14 protein-coding genes and 1 riboswitch are annotated in these 15,141 nt (G+C 67.3%); of the genes, 8 read left to right on the forward strand and 6 right to left on the reverse strand.

Going from position 1 to position 15,141, the window contains the following annotated elements; translation table 11 throughout:
• The first annotated feature begins 2 nt into the window (after positions 1-2).
• Together ACZK5G_RS17025 and ACZK5G_RS17030 are read left to right on the forward strand one after the other, a co-directional pair.
• Entirely contained in the window at positions 3-575 is a 573-nt protein-coding gene (locus tag ACZK5G_RS17025; RefSeq protein ID WP_005410672.1) for a cytochrome b, read from the forward strand.
• A gap of 3 nt (positions 576-578) precedes the next feature.
• Positions 579-1,151, forward strand: coding sequence for a YceI family protein (locus ACZK5G_RS17030; RefSeq protein WP_010482754.1), 573 nt, complete (start codon positions 579-581; stop codon positions 1,149-1,151).
• A gap of 60 nt (positions 1,152-1,211) precedes the next feature.
• On the opposite strand, the gene ACZK5G_RS17035 is transcribed toward ACZK5G_RS17030, so the two are convergent.
• Positions 1,212-1,442: a glutaredoxin family protein gene (locus tag ACZK5G_RS17035; RefSeq protein WP_032127830.1), complete on the reverse strand. Its 231-nt coding sequence runs from the start codon at positions 1,440-1,442 to the stop codon at positions 1,212-1,214.
• A gap of 100 nt (positions 1,443-1,542) precedes the next feature.
• Here ACZK5G_RS17035 and ACZK5G_RS17040 point away from each other — a divergent pair, with 100 nt between their 5' ends.
• Entirely contained in the window at positions 1,543-2,925 is a 1,383-nt protein-coding gene (locus tag ACZK5G_RS17040; protein ID WP_049456519.1) for an L-serine ammonia-lyase, read from the forward strand.
• 122 nt (positions 2,926-3,047) lie between these two features.
• Entirely contained in the window at positions 3,048-4,043 is a 996-nt protein-coding gene (locus ACZK5G_RS17045; RefSeq protein WP_478464162.1) for an alpha/beta fold hydrolase, read from the forward strand.
• 48 nt (positions 4,044-4,091) lie between these two features.
• On the opposite strand, the gene ACZK5G_RS17050 is transcribed toward ACZK5G_RS17045, so the two are convergent.
• Genes ACZK5G_RS17050 through metX form a run of 3 tightly spaced genes read right to left on the reverse strand, consistent with a single transcriptional unit; the run spans position 4,092 to position 7,419 of the window.
• Positions 4,092-5,159: a homoserine dehydrogenase family protein gene (locus tag ACZK5G_RS17050; RefSeq protein ID WP_032127793.1), complete on the reverse strand. Its 1,068-nt coding sequence runs from the start codon at positions 5,157-5,159 to the stop codon at positions 4,092-4,094.
• The gene (locus tag ACZK5G_RS17055; protein WP_478464165.1) at positions 5,156-6,391 is read right to left on the reverse strand and encodes an O-succinylhomoserine (thiol)-lyase; all 1,236 of its coding nucleotides are present in this window, start codon (positions 6,389-6,391) and stop codon (positions 5,156-5,158) included. Before ACZK5G_RS17055 ends, ACZK5G_RS17050 begins: the two co-directional genes overlap by 4 nt.
• Entirely contained in the window at positions 6,388-7,419 is a 1,032-nt protein-coding gene (gene metX, locus ACZK5G_RS17060; protein ID WP_049401407.1) for a homoserine O-succinyltransferase MetX, read from the reverse strand. Before metX ends, ACZK5G_RS17055 begins: the two co-directional genes overlap by 4 nt.
• A gap of 77 nt (positions 7,420-7,496) precedes the next feature.
• Positions 7,497-7,615: riboswitch (SAM riboswitch) on the reverse strand.
• 149 nt (positions 7,616-7,764) lie between these two features.
• Between metX and ACZK5G_RS17065 the strand changes: the two genes are divergently transcribed.
• The 4 genes from ACZK5G_RS17065 (at position 7,765) to ACZK5G_RS17080 (ending at position 13,239) form a co-directional block, all read left to right on the forward strand.
• Positions 7,765-8,658, forward strand: a complete 894-nt coding sequence (locus tag ACZK5G_RS17065) for a M23 family metallopeptidase (RefSeq protein ID WP_478464167.1) — start codon at positions 7,765-7,767, stop codon at positions 8,656-8,658.
• A gap of 66 nt (positions 8,659-8,724) precedes the next feature.
• Entirely contained in the window at positions 8,725-10,329 is a 1,605-nt protein-coding gene (locus ACZK5G_RS17070; RefSeq protein WP_014038155.1) for a peptide chain release factor 3, read from the forward strand.
• A gap of 214 nt (positions 10,330-10,543) precedes the next feature.
• Positions 10,544-11,182: a PAQR family membrane homeostasis protein TrhA gene (gene trhA, locus ACZK5G_RS17075; protein WP_478464168.1), complete on the forward strand. Its 639-nt coding sequence runs from the start codon at positions 10,544-10,546 to the stop codon at positions 11,180-11,182.
• Positions 11,183-11,265: 83 nt separating this feature from the next.
• Positions 11,266-13,239, forward strand: coding sequence for an AsmA family protein (locus ACZK5G_RS17080; protein ID WP_478464170.1), 1,974 nt, complete (start codon positions 11,266-11,268; stop codon positions 13,237-13,239).
• 491 nt (positions 13,240-13,730) lie between these two features.
• Here the strand turns inward: ACZK5G_RS17080 and ACZK5G_RS17085 are convergent, their stop codons facing one another.
• Both ACZK5G_RS17085 and ACZK5G_RS17090 read right to left on the reverse strand, forming a co-directional pair.
• The gene (locus ACZK5G_RS17085) at positions 13,731-14,162 is read right to left on the reverse strand and encodes a CBS domain-containing protein (protein ID WP_019336409.1); all 432 of its coding nucleotides are present in this window, start codon (positions 14,160-14,162) and stop codon (positions 13,731-13,733) included.
• Complete coding sequence (locus tag ACZK5G_RS17090; protein WP_032130071.1) at positions 14,122-15,141, reverse strand: glycosyltransferase family 2 protein; 1,020 nt, start codon at positions 15,139-15,141, stop codon at positions 14,122-14,124. Before ACZK5G_RS17090 ends, ACZK5G_RS17085 begins: the two co-directional genes overlap by 41 nt.

The following is a 15,141-nucleotide window of genomic DNA, read 5'->3' on the forward strand; positions in this document are numbered from 1 at the left end:
TCATGACCGCCAAGAACACCCCCGCCGCCTGGGGGAGTGTCAGCCAGATCCTGCATTGGTTGATCGCACTGCTGATCCTCGCCCTGGGCGTGGTCGGCCTGACCATGGGCGAACTGCCCAAGACGCCCAAGTACTTCTGGGTCTACACCGCACACAAGTCGATCGGCATCACCGTACTGGCGCTGGTGCTGTTCCGCCTCGGCTGGCGCCTGTACGCCGGCGCCCCCAAGCCGGTGCCGGGCGTGCCCAGCTGGCAGGAGCGCATCGCCAGCGCCACCCACGTGCTGTTGTATGTGCTGATGTTCGCCATCCCGCTGTCGGGCTGGCTGTACGACTCGGCCAGTGGCCTGCGCCCGTTCCGCTGGTTCGGCCTGGTTGATGTGCCCAAGCTGAGTGGCCCGGATCCGCAGGTCGTCGCGGTGTCCCACGCCATCCACGAATACGGCTTCTGGCTGTTGATCGCGGTGGTGCTGGCCCATGCCGGCGCTGCCTTCTACCACCACCTGTTCCAGCGCGATGCAACGCTGTCCCGCATGTTGCCGCGCGGCTGGCTCGCCTCCCCTCAGAAGGACTGACCGATGAACCTGAAACTGACCACTCCGGCCGCCGTGGCCGCCGCCCTGGCCGGCATGCTGGCCACCGCCCCGGCGCTCGCCGCGGACTACGCGCAGGCCCCCGGCGCCGGCTCGATCCTGGTGTTCGCCACCAAGTACGACGGCGAAGTGTTCACCGGCAGCTTCCCGGGCTTTGCCACCAAGCTCAGCTTCGACCCGGCCAACCCGGCCGCCGGTTCGCTGGACGTGGTGATTCCGCTGGCCGGTGCCAAGAGCGGCAACAGCGACCGCGACTCGACCCTGCAGACCGCCGACTTCTTCAACGTCGGCAAGTTCGCCACTGCGCGTTACACCGCCAAGGGCTTCCGTGCGGTGGGCAACGACCAGTTCGCCGCCGACGGCACGCTGGAGCTGCGCGGCGTCAGCAAGCCGGTCACCCTTACCTTCACCTGGAAGCCGGGCACCCAGCCGGTGTTGACCGGCAAGGCCACCGTCAAGCGCCTGGACTTCGGCGTCGGCAGCGGTGACTGGGCCGACACCAAGACCATCCCGGACGAAACCGCGATCAGCACGATCGTGAAGTTCGACGCGAAATGATCAACGGGCCGGGGCACCGCCCCGGCCATCATCTCCGGTAGTGCCGGCCAGCGGCCGGCACTACCGTTCGACGGCCAGCCAGGCTTGAACCGCAGCCGCGTCGAACGGCCAGTCCAGCTCACGGTCGCCGCGCTCGTCGCGCAGCACCGGCACCCGCGCGCCGTAGCGCGATTCCAGCGCTGGCTGGTCATCCAGGAACACCGATTCGAATTCCGGCGCCCGGGCCTTGGCCAGCTCGGCCAGCGCCATGTCGCACAGGTGGCAGTCGTCACGCTGGAACAGAGTCAACACCGGCAGGGTCCCCTTGGTGGAAATGCTGCGCCGCAGCCATTGAAGTGCGGCGTGAACCGCTAGAATAGCGGTCTCTTCCGGTACCCGCAGTACGGCAACCATGGCTGTCAGCACGTTCGACGTTTTCAAGATCGGCATTGGCCCGAGCTCCTCGCACACCGTCGGGCCGATGAAGGCCGCCGAGCGATTCATCCACCGCTGGCTGCTCGACCCGGGCCGCCTGCACGAGGTCGCGCGCATCCGCGCCGATGTCTATGGCTCGCTGGCGCTGACCGGCCGCGGCCATGGTACCGACAAGGCGATCCTGCTCGGCCTGGAAGGGCAGCGGCCGAACCTGATCGACCCGGACATCATCCCGGCCACGCTGGAGCGCATCCGCAGCAGCAAGCGCATCCAGCTGATGGGCCAGCACGAGATCGCCTTCGACGAGAAGCGCGACCTCGGCATGAACAAGCGCCAGAAGCTGCCGTACCACACCAACGGCATGCGCTTCACCGCGTACAACGCCGACGACGAAGTGATCGCCACCCGCGATTACTACTCGGTCGGTGGCGGCTTCGTGGTCAACCAGGACGACGCGGCCGATGACCGCATCGTGCCCGACGAGACCCCGCTGCCCTACCCGTTCAAGAGCGGCGACGAGCTGCTGGCGCAGACCGCACGCAGCGGCCTGAGCATTGCCCAGTTGATGTTCGAGAACGAGAAGTGCTGGCGCAGCGAAGACGAGATCCGCGCCAACCTGCGCGAGATCTGGAGCGCGATGCAGTCGTGCGTCGCGCGCGGCATCCGCGAGGAAGGCGTGCTGCCGGGTGGCCTGAAGGTCGGCCGTCGTGCACCGGCGCTGTACCGCGAGCTGTCGTCGAAGCCGGAAGCGGCGATGCGCGATCCGCTGACCACGCTGGACTGGGTCAACCTGTACGCACTGGCGGTGAACGAAGAAAACGCCGCCGGTGGTCGCGTGGTGACCGCGCCGACCAACGGTGCGGCCGGCGTGCTGCCCGCCGTGCTGCATTACTTCGACCGTTTCTGCCCGGGCGCCAACGAGCAGCGTGTGTTCGACTTCCTGCTGACCTCGGCGGCGATCGGCATCCTGTACAAGGAAAACGCTTCGATTTCCGGTGCCGAAGTGGGCTGCCAGGGCGAAGTGGGCGTGGCCTGCTCGATGGCGGCCGGCGGCCTGGTCGCGGCGCTGGGCGGCAACCCGAGCCAGATCGAGAATGCTGCGGAAATCGGCATGGAACACAACCTGGGCCTGACCTGCGACCCGATCGGCGGCCTGGTGCAGATCCCGTGCATCGAGCGCAATGCGATGGGTGCGGTGAAGGCGATCAATGCCTCGCGCATGGCGATGCGCGGCGACGGCAAGCACAAGGTGTCGCTGGACAAGGTGATCAAGACCATGCGCGATACCGGCCGCGACATGCAGGACAAGTACAAGGAAACCAGCCGCGGTGGCCTGGCGGTGAACGTCATCGAGTGCTGATGGCCGCAGCCAGGCATGGCCTGGCTCTACCCTGCAGCCGGGCATGAGCCCGGCTCAACATCGGACGACACCGTCACCGCGTTCCGGTTAGGCTCGGGGCTCCCCTACCCCGGATTGGCCCCATGCGCGTGATCGCTGCTGCCCTGCTTGCCTGCCTGCCGCTGTCCGCGCTGGCCGCGCCCACTTACGGGCCGCGGCTGGAGGGTTTCGACTACGGCTATCCAGTCAAAACGTTCGCGCTGGAATCACAGCGGCAGCCTGTGGAGATGGCCTATCTGGATGTCCTGCCCAAGCGCCGCGCCATCGGTGTGGTGGTACTGCTGCACGGCAAGAATTTCTGCGCAGCCACCTGGCAACAGACCATCGCACCGCTGCTGAACGCCGGCTACCGGGTCATCGCCCCGGACCAGGTGGGCTTCTGCAAATCCAGCAAGCCCGAACGCTACCAGTATTCGTTCGCGCAGCTGGCCGCCAACACCCATGCCCTGCTGCAACAACTGCAACTGGGGGATGTACCGGTGCACCTGGTCGGTCATTCGATGGGCGGCATGCTGGCGGTGCGCTACGCGCTGATGTTCCCGCAGGACCTGCGCAGCCTGTCACTGGTCAATCCAATCGGGCTGGAAGACTGGAAGGCGCTGGGTGTTCCCTGGCGCAGCGTCGACACGTGGTACGCCGGCGAAATGAACATCAGCTATGACAGCATCCGCCGCTACCAGCTGGACGTGTACTACGACGGCAAGTGGAAGCCGGCGTATGAAACGTGGGCGCGGATGCAGTCGGGCATGTATGAAGGCCCGGGCAAGCAGGTCGTTGCATGGAGCCAGGCACTGGCATCGGACATGGTGTTCAACCAGCCGGTGGTCTACGAACTGAAGAATCTGCAGGTGCCGACCACGTTGTTCATCGGCCAGAAGGACCGCACCGCGATCGGCCGTGACCTGGCGCCGCCTGCGGTGAAGGCGACGCTGGGCAATTATCCGGTGCTGGGCAGAGCAGCGGCGGCGGCCATTCCGGGCGCGACGCTGGTCGAGTTCGCCGAACTGGGCCATTCGCCGCAGGTGCAGGACCCGAAGCAGTTCAATGCGGCATTGTTGAAGGCGTTGAGGTCGCGTTGAGATTGCGGGCCCGCCGGGCATGGCCCGGCGAGCGCAGCAGCACGGACATCAACCCACGATCCGCAGCACGTCATCCAGCAACGCGGCCGCAGTGACTTCCGCACCCGCGCCCGGCCCCTGGATCAGCAACGGCTGGCGGCGGTAGCGATCACTGTGGATGGCCACGCGGTTGTCGGTGCCTGCACCCTGCGCCAAGGGGTGATCGGCCGGCAACTCGCGCAGGCCTACCTGCGCACCCTCGCCATCAACGCGGCCGACGAAACGCAGCACACGACCATTGTCGCGTGCCTGCTGCCAGCGCGCCTGCAGCGGCGCATCCAGCTGCTCAAGCGCAGCCACCGCATCCTCCAGCGGCAGCGCTGCCAGCGCTTCAGGCACCAGTGAATCCACCTGCACCTGCGAAGCATCCAGCGCCAGCCCGCTGCTGCGCGCCAGGATCAGCAGCTTGCGGCGCACGTCCTCGCCGGACAGATCCAGACGCGGGTCCGGTTCGGTATAACCGGCCGCCAGCGCCTCGCGCACCGCCGCCGAGAACGGCGATTGGCCGTCATAGCGATGGAACAGCCACGCCAGCGAGCCGGACAGCACGCCCTCGATGGCGTGGATGTGGTCGCCACCGGCTACCAGCGCGCGCAGGCTGCTCAGCAACGGCAGGCCGGCACCGACGGTGGCGCTGTCGCCATAGCGTGCGCCACTGTCTGCGCAGCTCTCGGCGATGGCCGTGGCACGTGCCAGCTGCGCACCGCGGCCCAGCTTGTTGGCGGTGACCACGTGCACCCCACGCGCCAGCCACTGCACGTGACGTGCGGCCACATCTTCGCTGGCAGTGGCATCGACCACCACGTCACCCCGTTCCAGCCCTTCGGCGCTCGCCCATGGCGGTGAGCTGAGACCGTCACGCGGTGCGCGTCGTGCCAGCTCCAGCGGCAACGCCAGATCACGGTCGATCGCCAGTGCGGTGCGCGAATTGGCCAGCCACTGCACGCTGGGCAGTTCCAACCCGCGTGCCTGCAACGCCTGGTAGCGCTGCACGAAGGCAGAGCCCACCGTGCCGGTGCCGAGCAGCGCCAGGCGTCCCACGCCCAGCGCAGGAATGTCAGCGGCGAGCGCGCTCATGCATCCACCACCTGTTTGCGGCGCGCAGCCGCATCGATCACGGCTTCGGCGCGCTGCAGCGCTGCGCCGAGATCAGCCAGCAGGTCACGCTCGGCCTCGATGCCGACCGACAGGCGCAGCAGGCCCTCGCTGATGCCGGCGGCCGCGCGCGCTTCGGCGGTCATCGCTGCATGGGTCATGGTGGCCGGGTGCGCGATCAGGCTCTCGACGCCACCCAGCGATTCGGCCAGGGTGAAACAGCGCAGGCCATCGACGAACGCACGCACCGCCGCATGCGGATCATCGCCGGCGCAGTGCGCCAGTTCGAACGACAGCATCGCGCCGAAGCCATTCTGCTGGCGCGCGGCGATGGCGTGGCCCGGGTGATCGGCCAGGCCCGGGTAGTACACCGCGCCGACTGCCGGATGCTGGTCCAGCAGGGCAACGATCGAAGCAGTGTTTTCCTGATGCACGCGCAGGCGCGCATCCAGCGTGCGCAGGCCGCGCAGGGTCAGGAAGGCATCGAACGGCGAACCGGTCAGGCCCAGTGCGTTGCCCCACCACACCAGCTGCTCATGCAGTGCCGGATCGCGCGCGACCACCGCACCACCCACCACATCACTGTGGCCATTGATGTACTTGGTGGTGGAATGCAGCACCAGGTCCGCACCGAACGACAGCGGCTGCTGCAGCGCCGGCGACAGGAAGGTGTTGTCGACCACCACGAGCGCACCGGCCTTGTGCGCGGCCTCGATGACGAAGCGCAGGTCGGTGATGCGCAGCAGCGGGTTGGACGGGGTTTCCACCAGCACCAGCTTCGGCTGCGTGGCCAGCGCCTGCGCCAGCGCGCGCGGATCGGTCAGGTCGGCGGTGACCAGCTCGAAGTGGCCCTTCTTCGCCAACGCGTTGAACAGGCGCCAGCTGCCGCCGTACGCATCGTGCGGAACCACCAGGGTGTCGCCCGGCTGCAGCAGCGCGTTCAACACCAGGTTGATCGCGCCCATGCCGGTGGCGGTGATGACGCCGCCGGCGCCACCTTCCAGTTCGGTCAGCGCTTCACCCAGCAGGTCGCGGGTCGGGTTGCCACTGCGCGTGTAGTCGTATTGGCGCTTGTTGCCGAAACCTTCAAAGCTGAAGTTCGACGACAGCACGATCGGCGGCGTGACCGCGCCATGTGCGGTGTCCCGATCGATGCCGGCACGGACGGCGGCAGTGGTGCGACTACAGGACGGCTCGTTGGCGTGCAGGCTCATGCGGACTCTCCAGAGGTGCGGAAGGCGGTGGCGAGGATCGCGTCGATGCGATCGGTTTCTTTGAGGAAGGCATCGTGGCCATAGGGCGAGCGCAGCACGCGCAGGCTGCCGCGCGGGCCCAGCCCTTCGACCAGGCCGACCAGGTCGGCCAGCGGCACCAGGCGGTCGCCCTCCACGGCCACCACCACGGTCGGCGGCAGGATCGCGGTGGGGTCGACGCGGTGCAGGTCGATCGATTCGGACAGGCGCAGGTAAGCAGTCACCGGCGTGCGCGCGACGTACTGCGCACCGGCAGCGTCGAGATAGTCTTCGGCGGCCACGCGCACGCGGCCATTGATCACTTCCGGCGCGGCATCGAAGCGCTCGCCGAACTCTTCCGGGGTGCGGTAGCTGAGCATGGCGAACTGCCGGGCCAACGCCAGACCGTGGTCTTCGCCGCACTGCAGCTGGCCCAACGCGACCGCGCGGCGCTGCAATGCGCGCCAGGCGGCGGCATACGGATGCGGGCGATGCGCGCCACTGGCCAGCACCAACTGGCGCACGCGTGCACGGTGGCGGATCGCGAACTGCTGGCCGACCAGCGCCCCGTAGGAGTAGCCCACGAACGCCTTCAGCGTGCGGATGCCGAGATGGTCCAGCAGCAGCGCCAGTGCATCGGCCTGGTCGGCGGTATCGATCGGCACATCCAGTGCACCGTCGGCGCCGATGAAGTCGAAGGCCAGTACACGCAGCTGCTGCGGATCCAGCGCGCGCCCGCTGCCGACCAGGTCTTCGGCCCAGCCCTTCTCGCTGAACTGTGCATTGGACGCCACGTGGCGATGGGCGGAAATGCCACCGGCCAGCACCACCACCGGCGCATTGGCCGGGCCGACCCACTCATAGCGCAGGCGCACCGGGCTGGGGCCGGCGTGACGCATCGACAGCACCGCGGCGAACTCACCGCGCTCGGCATGCACGCGGTCTTCGACCGGCACGCTGACGGGGACAAAGGGTTCGGGGCGAAGCGCGGTACTGGCGGCGAAGCTCATGGCGGGATCCGGTTGGGGAATCGGCCATCGAGCCTTCGCGGGGCCCGCGTTCGAGATGCACGTGTGGTGCATGGTTCGAACCATCTTTCGGTGGACGCCACGGTCCCCGCAGGATTTGGCACCTACGCAGACGCTTTCGCATCCGCGGGCTGCCCCGGCTTCAAAGGGCCTGTCCCTCTGCCGGTCTCGATGGTGGAGCCACGATGCCAGCCCTTTCCGACACTGTCAATCCCTTCATGCGGATAAAGCGATGAATATTTTCAACGCGACTATGCGAAGGCGGTCGCGGTCGTCCTGTTCAGGATCGGCTACAGTCCCGGCGGTCCCTACCCTCTGGAACCACTGATGCTGCGCCTGCCCCTGACCTGCCTGCTGATGTCCCTGCTGGCGAGCACGACGGCCAGCGCCGGTGACTGGCGCCAGGGCTGGGGACTGGTGCCCAAGGCCGCCCCGGCCGCTCCGCCCTCCCGTGGCGAGACCGCGCAGAGCGCTGCGCCGATGGCCCAGCTGCGCCTGCAGCCGCTCGGCGAGCACTGGCAGGCCCGGGTCGACAACGCACTGGCCGGTCCGCTGCAGGTCGAACTGCGCGCCGCGCCCGGACGCCCGGTCGAAGGCCTGCCGGTGCAGTCGCTGATCCAGGGCGACAGCAGCCTGGTGGTCGGCCACCTGCCCGCCCCGTCCAACGGCCGCCCCCTGGACCTGCGCCTGCAGTCGGTGCCCGGCAATCCGGCCGCACAGGCCGAGGATGTCGCCTACCGCCTGCCGTTCGATACGACCCGCCCACGCGTGGACCAGGCGCCACAGGGCCGATTCAGCCACGATGACGAGGAAAACCGCGACGCGGTCGACTTCGCGCTGCCGGAGGGCACCCTGGTGCTGGCCGCGCGCGAGGGCACGGTGATGCAGATCCAGGATGGCTTCCGTGGCAACGGCCAGGACCGCGAACGTGATGGTGCCCGCGCCAACTTCATCCGTGTGCTGCACAGCGACGGCAGCATGGCGCTGTACGGCCACCTGCAGGCCGGCGGCATGCGCGTGCGTCGCGGCCAGGCGGTGGGGGCCGGGCAGCCGCTCGGCCTGTCCGGCAACAGCGGCTTCAGCAGCGCGCCGCACCTGCACTTCGTGGTGCAGGTCAACCGCGGCATGGGCCTGCGCTCGGTGCCGGCACGCATCTTCGCCGAACAGGGCCAACTGCAGTTCGCCCGCCAGGACGAGGTCGAGGGCGGCATCGGGCGCTGAACGGCCCCGGCCGGTATAATCGGGCGCTTATCTCTTTGAAAAGCGCCCCGGGCGGGCGCCACTGCCATGTCCGAAGTCGCCAACGAAGCGTCGCGTCGCCGCACCTTCGCCATCATCTCCCACCCTGACGCCGGCAAGACCACGCTGACCGAAAAGCTGCTGCTGTTCGGAGGCGCGATCCAGATGGCCGGTTCGGTCAAGGGCCGCAAGGCCGCCCGCCACGCCACCTCCGACTGGATGGCGCTGGAAAAGGAGCGCGGCATCTCCGTCACCTCCTCGGTGATGCAGTTCCCGTACGAAGGCAAGATCGTCAACCTGCTCGACACCCCCGGCCACGCCGACTTCGGCGAGGACACCTACCGCGTGCTGACCGCGGTGGACTCGGCGCTGATGGTCATCGACGTGGCCAAGGGCGTGGAAGAGCGCACCATCAAGCTGATGGAAGTCTGCCGCCTGCGCGACACCCCGATCATGACCTTCATCAACAAGCTCGACCGCGAGGGCAAGGACCCGATCGAGCTGCTGGATGAAGTGGAAACCGTGCTGGGCATCCAGTGCGCGCCGGTGACCTGGCCGATCGGCATGGGCCAGCGCCTGAAGGGCGTGGTCCACCTGCTGACCGGCGAAGTGCACCTGTACGAACCGGGCCGCAACTTCACCCGCCAGGACTCGACCATCTTCCCGTCCATCGATGCGCCCGGCCTGGCCGAGAAGATCGGTGCACAGATGCTGGCCGACCTGCGCGACGAACTGGAACTGGTGCAGGGCGCCAGCCATCCGTTCGACCTGGACGCCTACCGCGCCGGCAAGCAGACCCCGGTGTTCTTCGGCTCGGGCGTGAACAATTTCGGCGTGCAGCCGCTGCTGGACTTCTTCGTCGAACATGCCCCGTCGCCGCAGGCGCGTTCCACCACCGGCCGCGAGATCGCCCCGGAAGAGAACAAGCTGACCGGCTTCGTTTTCAAGATCCAGGCCAACATGGACCCGCAGCACCGTGACCGCGTGGCGTTCATGCGGGTCTGCTCGGGCCGCTTCAGCGCCGGCATGAAGACCTTCCACGTGCGCACCGGCAAGGAAATGAAGCTGGCCAACGCGCTGACCTTCATGGCCAGCGACCGCGAGATCGCAGCCGAGGCGTGGCCGGGTGATGTGATCGGCATCCACAACCACGGCACCATTTCCATCGGCGATACCTTCACCGAAGGCGAAGCGGTCACCTTCACCGGCATCCCCAACTTCGCGCCGGAACTGTTCCGCCGCGCACGCCTGCGCGATCCGCTCAAGCTCAAGCAGCTGCAGAAGGGCCTGGCCCAGCTGTCCGAAGAAGGTGCGACCCAGTTCTTCCGCCCGCTGACCAGCAACGACCTGATCCTGGGTGCGGTCGGCGTGCTGCAGTTCGACGTGGCCGCCTACCGCCTGAAGGACGAGTACGGCGTGGAAGCCACGTTCGAGCCGGTCAGCGTGACCACTGCGCGTTGGGTCCACTGCAGCAACGAGAAGAAGCTGGAAGAGTTCCGCGAGAAGAATGCGCTGAACCTGGCGCTGGATGCAGCCGGCCACCTGGTCTACCTGGCACCGACCCGGGTCAACCTGCAGCTGGCGCAGGAACGCTCGCCGGACGTGCGCTTCTCGGCCACCCGCGAAGCGGCGCATACGGTTTCGGTGGGCTGATGCCAGCGGGCCGGATCCCTTTCCGCAAGGAAAGGGCTCTGCCCCCGGCCGTCGCGGCTGGTTCATCCACGCATGGCGTGGATCTGCCGCTCACGGATTCATCGGCGCAACGCAGGGATTCACCCACCATACGGTGACGGGCGTGCACACGGCGGCCATCGCGGCGATGATAGGGGGACGCGGGTCCCCCTCCCCGTGAACGATGCCCATGCCCATGTCCACGACGTCCATTGCTTCGATCCGTGAAGAAATCGCCAGCGCCCTGACCCATGGCCTGGGCGCGGTGTTCGCCCTGGCCGCCAGCGCGGTGCTGATCACCCTGGCTGCGATCTACGGCGACGGCTGGCAGCTGGCCAGTGCGATCGTATTCGGTATCGCGCTGTTGCTGCTGTACACCGCCTCCACCCTGTATCACGCCATCCAGCATCCGGTCGCCAAGGGCCGCTTGAAGGTGTTCGACCACTGCGCGATCTACGTGCTGATCGCGGGCACCTATACCCCGTTCACCCTGATCGGCCTGCGTGGTCCGTGGGGCTGGGGCCTGTTCACCGCGATCTGGGCGCTGGCGCTGGGCGGCGTGGTGTTCAAGCTGTTCTACACCGGCCGCTTCAAGGTGCTCTCAACGGTGATCTACATCGCCATGGGCTGGCTGGTGGTCGTGGCGATCAAGCCGATGTGGGTTTCGATCGACGGCGGCACCCTCACCTGGCTGTTCGCCGGTGGCCTGTCGTACACGCTGGGGACCTACTTCTACCACCGTGAATCGATCCCGTATTCGCATGCGATCTGGCACCTGTTCGTGATCGGTGGCAGCGTCTGCCACTTCGTCGCGGTCACCATGCAGGTGCTGTAAACCAGCGTTCGAACGCGGCGTGTGCACACCACGCACATGGACGCTTCGCGCCCTGTCCACGAAGAGGGGGCAACCATGGCGGCGTGAATGCTGCCGCCTCCCCTGACGCAAAGCGCACGACCCGCTGGCGCCTCCGCCGCCCCGGCCCACGAGGCCGGCGCTGGCTCACGATCCTGATCTTCCTGCTGGCGTCACTCCTGCTGCTGATCGCGCTGTGGGACTGGAACTGGTTCAAGGGGCCGGTTGAGCGCGCGGTGCAGGCACGCACCGGCCGTGCGCTGCACATCGGGAACCTTGATGTCGACCTCGGCCGCACCAGTACGATCCGCGCCGATGCGATCACCTTCGCAAATGCCAGCTGGGCGAAGCAACCCGATATGGCCACCGCAGACCGCGTCGAGATCGACGTGCGGGTGTGGCCGCTGCTGCGCGGCAGCGTGCAGCTGCCCGAAGTACGCCTGACCCGGCCGGACGTGCTGCTGGAAACAGCGCCGCGCAAGGGCGACCCGGGCAATTGGAATTTCCTCGGTGGCAGCGCCGGTGGGACCAGCCCGCAGCTCAAACGGTTGCGCATCGATGACGGTCGCCTGCAGTTCCTCGACGCGCTCGGCCGTACCGATATCCGCGTGAACGTGCGCAGCGCCCAGCCGAAACAGGCCGATGCGGCGCCACCGCTGCTGGTACAGGGCAAGGGACACTGGCAGGGCAATCCGTTCACCCTGCGTGGCGGCACGGAATCACCGCTGGAGCTGACCGACAGCGACCATCCGTTCCGCATCCATCTCGATGGCCGAGCAGGCGCCACCCACGCGGTAGCCAGTGGCACGCTGACCAATCCCTTCCAGCTGCGCGTGTTCGATCTGCAGTTTGCGCTCAGCGGCCAGGACCTCGCCGACCTCTATCCGCTGCTCGGCATTGCCATTCCGCCGTCGCCACCCTATGCGTTGAACGGCCGGCTCAAGCGTGACCACAACGTCTGGCGCTACGACGCCTTCACCGGCAAGGTCGGCGACAGCGACCTCGGTGGCAATCTGCAGTTCGAAGTGGGCGGTGCGCGGCCGCGGCTGACCGCCACGCTGGAATCCAAGCGCCTGGACTTCGATGACCTTGCCGGCTTCGTCGGTGCCCCACCGAAAACCGGCCGCGGCGAAACCGCCAACGCCGAACAGAAGGCCGAGGCCGCACGGGTTGCCGCCCGCGCACGCGTGCTGCCCGACACGCCCTACAACCTCGGCAAGCTGCGCGCGATGGATGCCGACGTGCGCTGGAAAGCCCACCGCATCAACGCGCCATCGCTGCCATTGGATGACATGGATGCGCACCTGTTGCTGGATGACGGCGTACTGCGGCTGGACCCGCTGAACTTCGGCGTGGCCGGAGGCGATATCCGCAGCACGATCCGCATGGACGCGCGCCGTCCGCAGATCAGCACCGCCCTGAAGGCCAGCGTGCGCGGCGTGCAGCTCGGCCAGCTGTTTCCGGACGCGAAACTGGCCGAGCAGGCCAAGGGCGGCATCGGCGGCGAGGTGGACCTGAGCGGCCGCGGCAACTCGATCGCCGCGATGCTCGGCAGCAGCAGTGGCAAGGTCGGCCTGGCGATGGGCCGCGGCCATGTCGGCAACCTGGTGATGGAACTGGCAGGGCTGGACATCACCGAATCGCTGAAATTCCTGGTGACCGGCGACAAACAGATTCCCCTGCGCTGCGCCTTCGCCGACTTCGGCGTGCGCGACGGCCTGATGACCAGCCAGGCGCTGGCGGTGGACACTACCGATACGATCCTCATCGGCGAAGGCACGGTCAGCCTGCGCGACGAGACCCTGGACCTGCTGCTGAAACCGCGCCCGAAGGACAAGAGCATCCTGGTACTGCGCTCGCCGCTGCACATCTCCGGCACCTTCAAGGATCCCTCGTTCCGCCCGGACTTCAAGGCATTGGGGATTCGTGGCGCGGTGGCCCTGGCACTGGGCAGCATTGCCCCGCCGGCGGCGTTGCTGGCGACCATCGAACTGGGGCCGGGGAAGGATGCCGACTGCGGCGGGCAGTATGCGAAGTAGGTTTACAGCGTTGTTCGCGGCGCCTCTTTTCCCGCGCGTAGAGCCGGAGCAAGGCGACAGGCAGGACACGCCGTAAATACGTCCCTGTAGGCTCGGTCGGCGCATCCATGCGCCTCACGGTCCTGCCTGCCGCCTTGCTTCGGCTCCGGACAGGTTCCTGCGCGCGGAACGAGAGCGGAAATTCAAAGTCAGAAGAAAAAAGCAAATTCAAAAGCTGTTGCCAACCAAGGTTGGCAGCTACCAAAAGCAGATCGTCTGCGGCGAATCTCACCACGCTCGCGGCAATGTATCCAGAGGCAGAGGGCATGGGCGTGCAGGACCGTTGGCGCCATGGATGGCGCCATCGAGCCCCCATGGATGGGTTTACGGCGTGTCCTGCACGGCCATGCCCTCCGCCCTCCGACGTAGCAGGAAGGCGCTGCTTTGGCTTTGGCTTTGGCTTTGAGCTTCGAAAAGCGGGCCGGCGGGCCGCAGGCCCGCCAGCGAACAACTCACCCTGCCACGATGTACTGCTGCAGCTGATCCAGCTCGCGCCGCTGCGCATCGATCACCGACTTCACCAGGTCGCCGATGGAAATCACCCCCAGCACCTGTGCCCCCTCCACCACCGGCAGGTGGCGGATGCGGTAGTCGGTCACCAGCTGCAGGCAGTGCTCCACCTGCTCGCCCGGCGAGACCGTCACCACCTTCGCCGTCATGATCTCGGCCACCGCCGTATCCCGCGACGAACGATCACGCAGCACGATCTTGCGCGCGTAGTCGCGCTCCGAAAGGATCCCGACCAGCCGCGGACCGTCCATCACCAGCACCGCGCCAATGCCCTTTTCCGCCATCAACCGGATCGCATCGATCACCGCCGCATCCGGCGCGACCGCATGTACTTCAGGAGACTTGCCGTCCAACAGTTGCCGTACCGTGGTCATCTGCCTGCCCTCCGAGGGTGGGTTGCAGGGCCGAGTCTGCCACGGCGGATGCTAGCCACGCGTCAACCAGGTACAACGGGCGCTGCTTGGATTCCTCGTACAGCCGTCCCAGGTACTCGCCGATCAGGCCCAGCGCGATCAACTGCACCCCGCCCAGGAACAGGATCACCGCCATCATCGTCGGCCAACCCGCCACGCGGTCACCGTACAGGGCCGCCTTGGCAATCACCCACACGCCGAATACAAAGGCCACCGCCGCCGTTGCCAGGCCCATGTAGGTCGCCGCCCGCAGGGGAACGGTCGAGAACCCGGTGATGCCCTCCAGCGCGAAGTTCCACAGCCGCCACAGGCTGAACTTGCTGGAGCCGGCCACCCGCGCGTGACGGTGGTAGGGCACAGCAATACGCTTGAATCCGACCCAGCTGAAAAGGCCCTTCATGAAGCGGTGGCGTTCACGCATCTCGCGCAGCGCACTCAGCGCGCGTGGCGACAACAGACGGAAATCACCGGTGTCGGCAGGGATCGGCGTGCGTGACAGGCGACCGATCACCCGATAGAACGCCGCCGCCGTGGCGCGCTTGATCCAGGCTTCGCCATCGCGGGCCATGCGCGTGCCATAGACGTTGTCATGGCCCTCGCGCCAGCGCGCAACGAACTGCGGCACCAGTTCCGGCGGGTCCTGGCCATCGGCATCCAGGATCATCGCCGCGCCGTCGCGCACCAGATCCAGGCCGGCAGTCAGCGCGGCCTCCTTGCCGAAATTGCGCGACAGCTTCAACGCCGATACGCGCGCGTCGTCCTGCGCCAATCCTGCGATCACCTGCCAGGTACCGTCGTGGCTGCCATCGTCCACATACAGGATGTGGCCATCGATGTCGGGCATTCCGTCCAGCACCGCACACAGGCGGGGATGCAGGCACGGCAGCGCCTGCTCCTCGTTGTAGGCGGCGATGACGACAGTAAGGCGTTCGCGGTTCAT

It is taken from the genome of Stenotrophomonas sp. 62841_Sma (assembly GCF_056482945.1).

Coding starts and splice junctions, on each gene's coding strand:
- ACZK5G_RS17025 (WP_005410672.1), top strand. CDS start 3: ATGACCGCCAAGAACACCCCCGCCGCCTGGGGGAGTGTCAGCCAGATC.
- ACZK5G_RS17030 (WP_010482754.1), top strand. CDS start 579: ATGAACCTGAAACTGACCACTCCGGCCGCCGTGGCCGCCGCCCTGGCC.
- ACZK5G_RS17040 (WP_049456519.1), top strand. CDS start 1,543: ATGGCTGTCAGCACGTTCGACGTTTTCAAGATCGGCATTGGCCCGAGC.
- ACZK5G_RS17045 (WP_478464162.1), top strand. CDS start 3,048: ATGCGCGTGATCGCTGCTGCCCTGCTTGCCTGCCTGCCGCTGTCCGCG.
- ACZK5G_RS17050 (WP_032127793.1), bottom strand. CDS start 5,159: ATGAGCGCGCTCGCCGCTGACATTCCTGCGCTGGGCGTGGGACGCCTG.
- ACZK5G_RS17055 (WP_478464165.1), bottom strand. CDS start 6,391: ATGAGCCTGCACGCCAACGAGCCGTCCTGTAGTCGCACCACTGCCGCC.
- metX (WP_049401407.1), bottom strand. CDS start 7,419: ATGAGCTTCGCCGCCAGTACCGCGCTTCGCCCCGAACCCTTTGTCCCC.
- ACZK5G_RS17065 (WP_478464167.1), top strand. CDS start 7,765: ATGCTGCGCCTGCCCCTGACCTGCCTGCTGATGTCCCTGCTGGCGAGC.
- ACZK5G_RS17070 (WP_014038155.1), top strand. CDS start 8,725: ATGTCCGAAGTCGCCAACGAAGCGTCGCGTCGCCGCACCTTCGCCATC.
- trhA (WP_478464168.1), top strand. CDS start 10,544: ATGTCCACGACGTCCATTGCTTCGATCCGTGAAGAAATCGCCAGCGCC.
- ACZK5G_RS17085 (WP_019336409.1), bottom strand. CDS start 14,162: ATGACCACGGTACGGCAACTGTTGGACGGCAAGTCTCCTGAAGTACAT.
- ACZK5G_RS17090 (WP_032130071.1), bottom strand. CDS start 15,141: ATGAACCGCGAACGCCTTACTGTCGTCATCGCCGCCTACAACGAGGAG.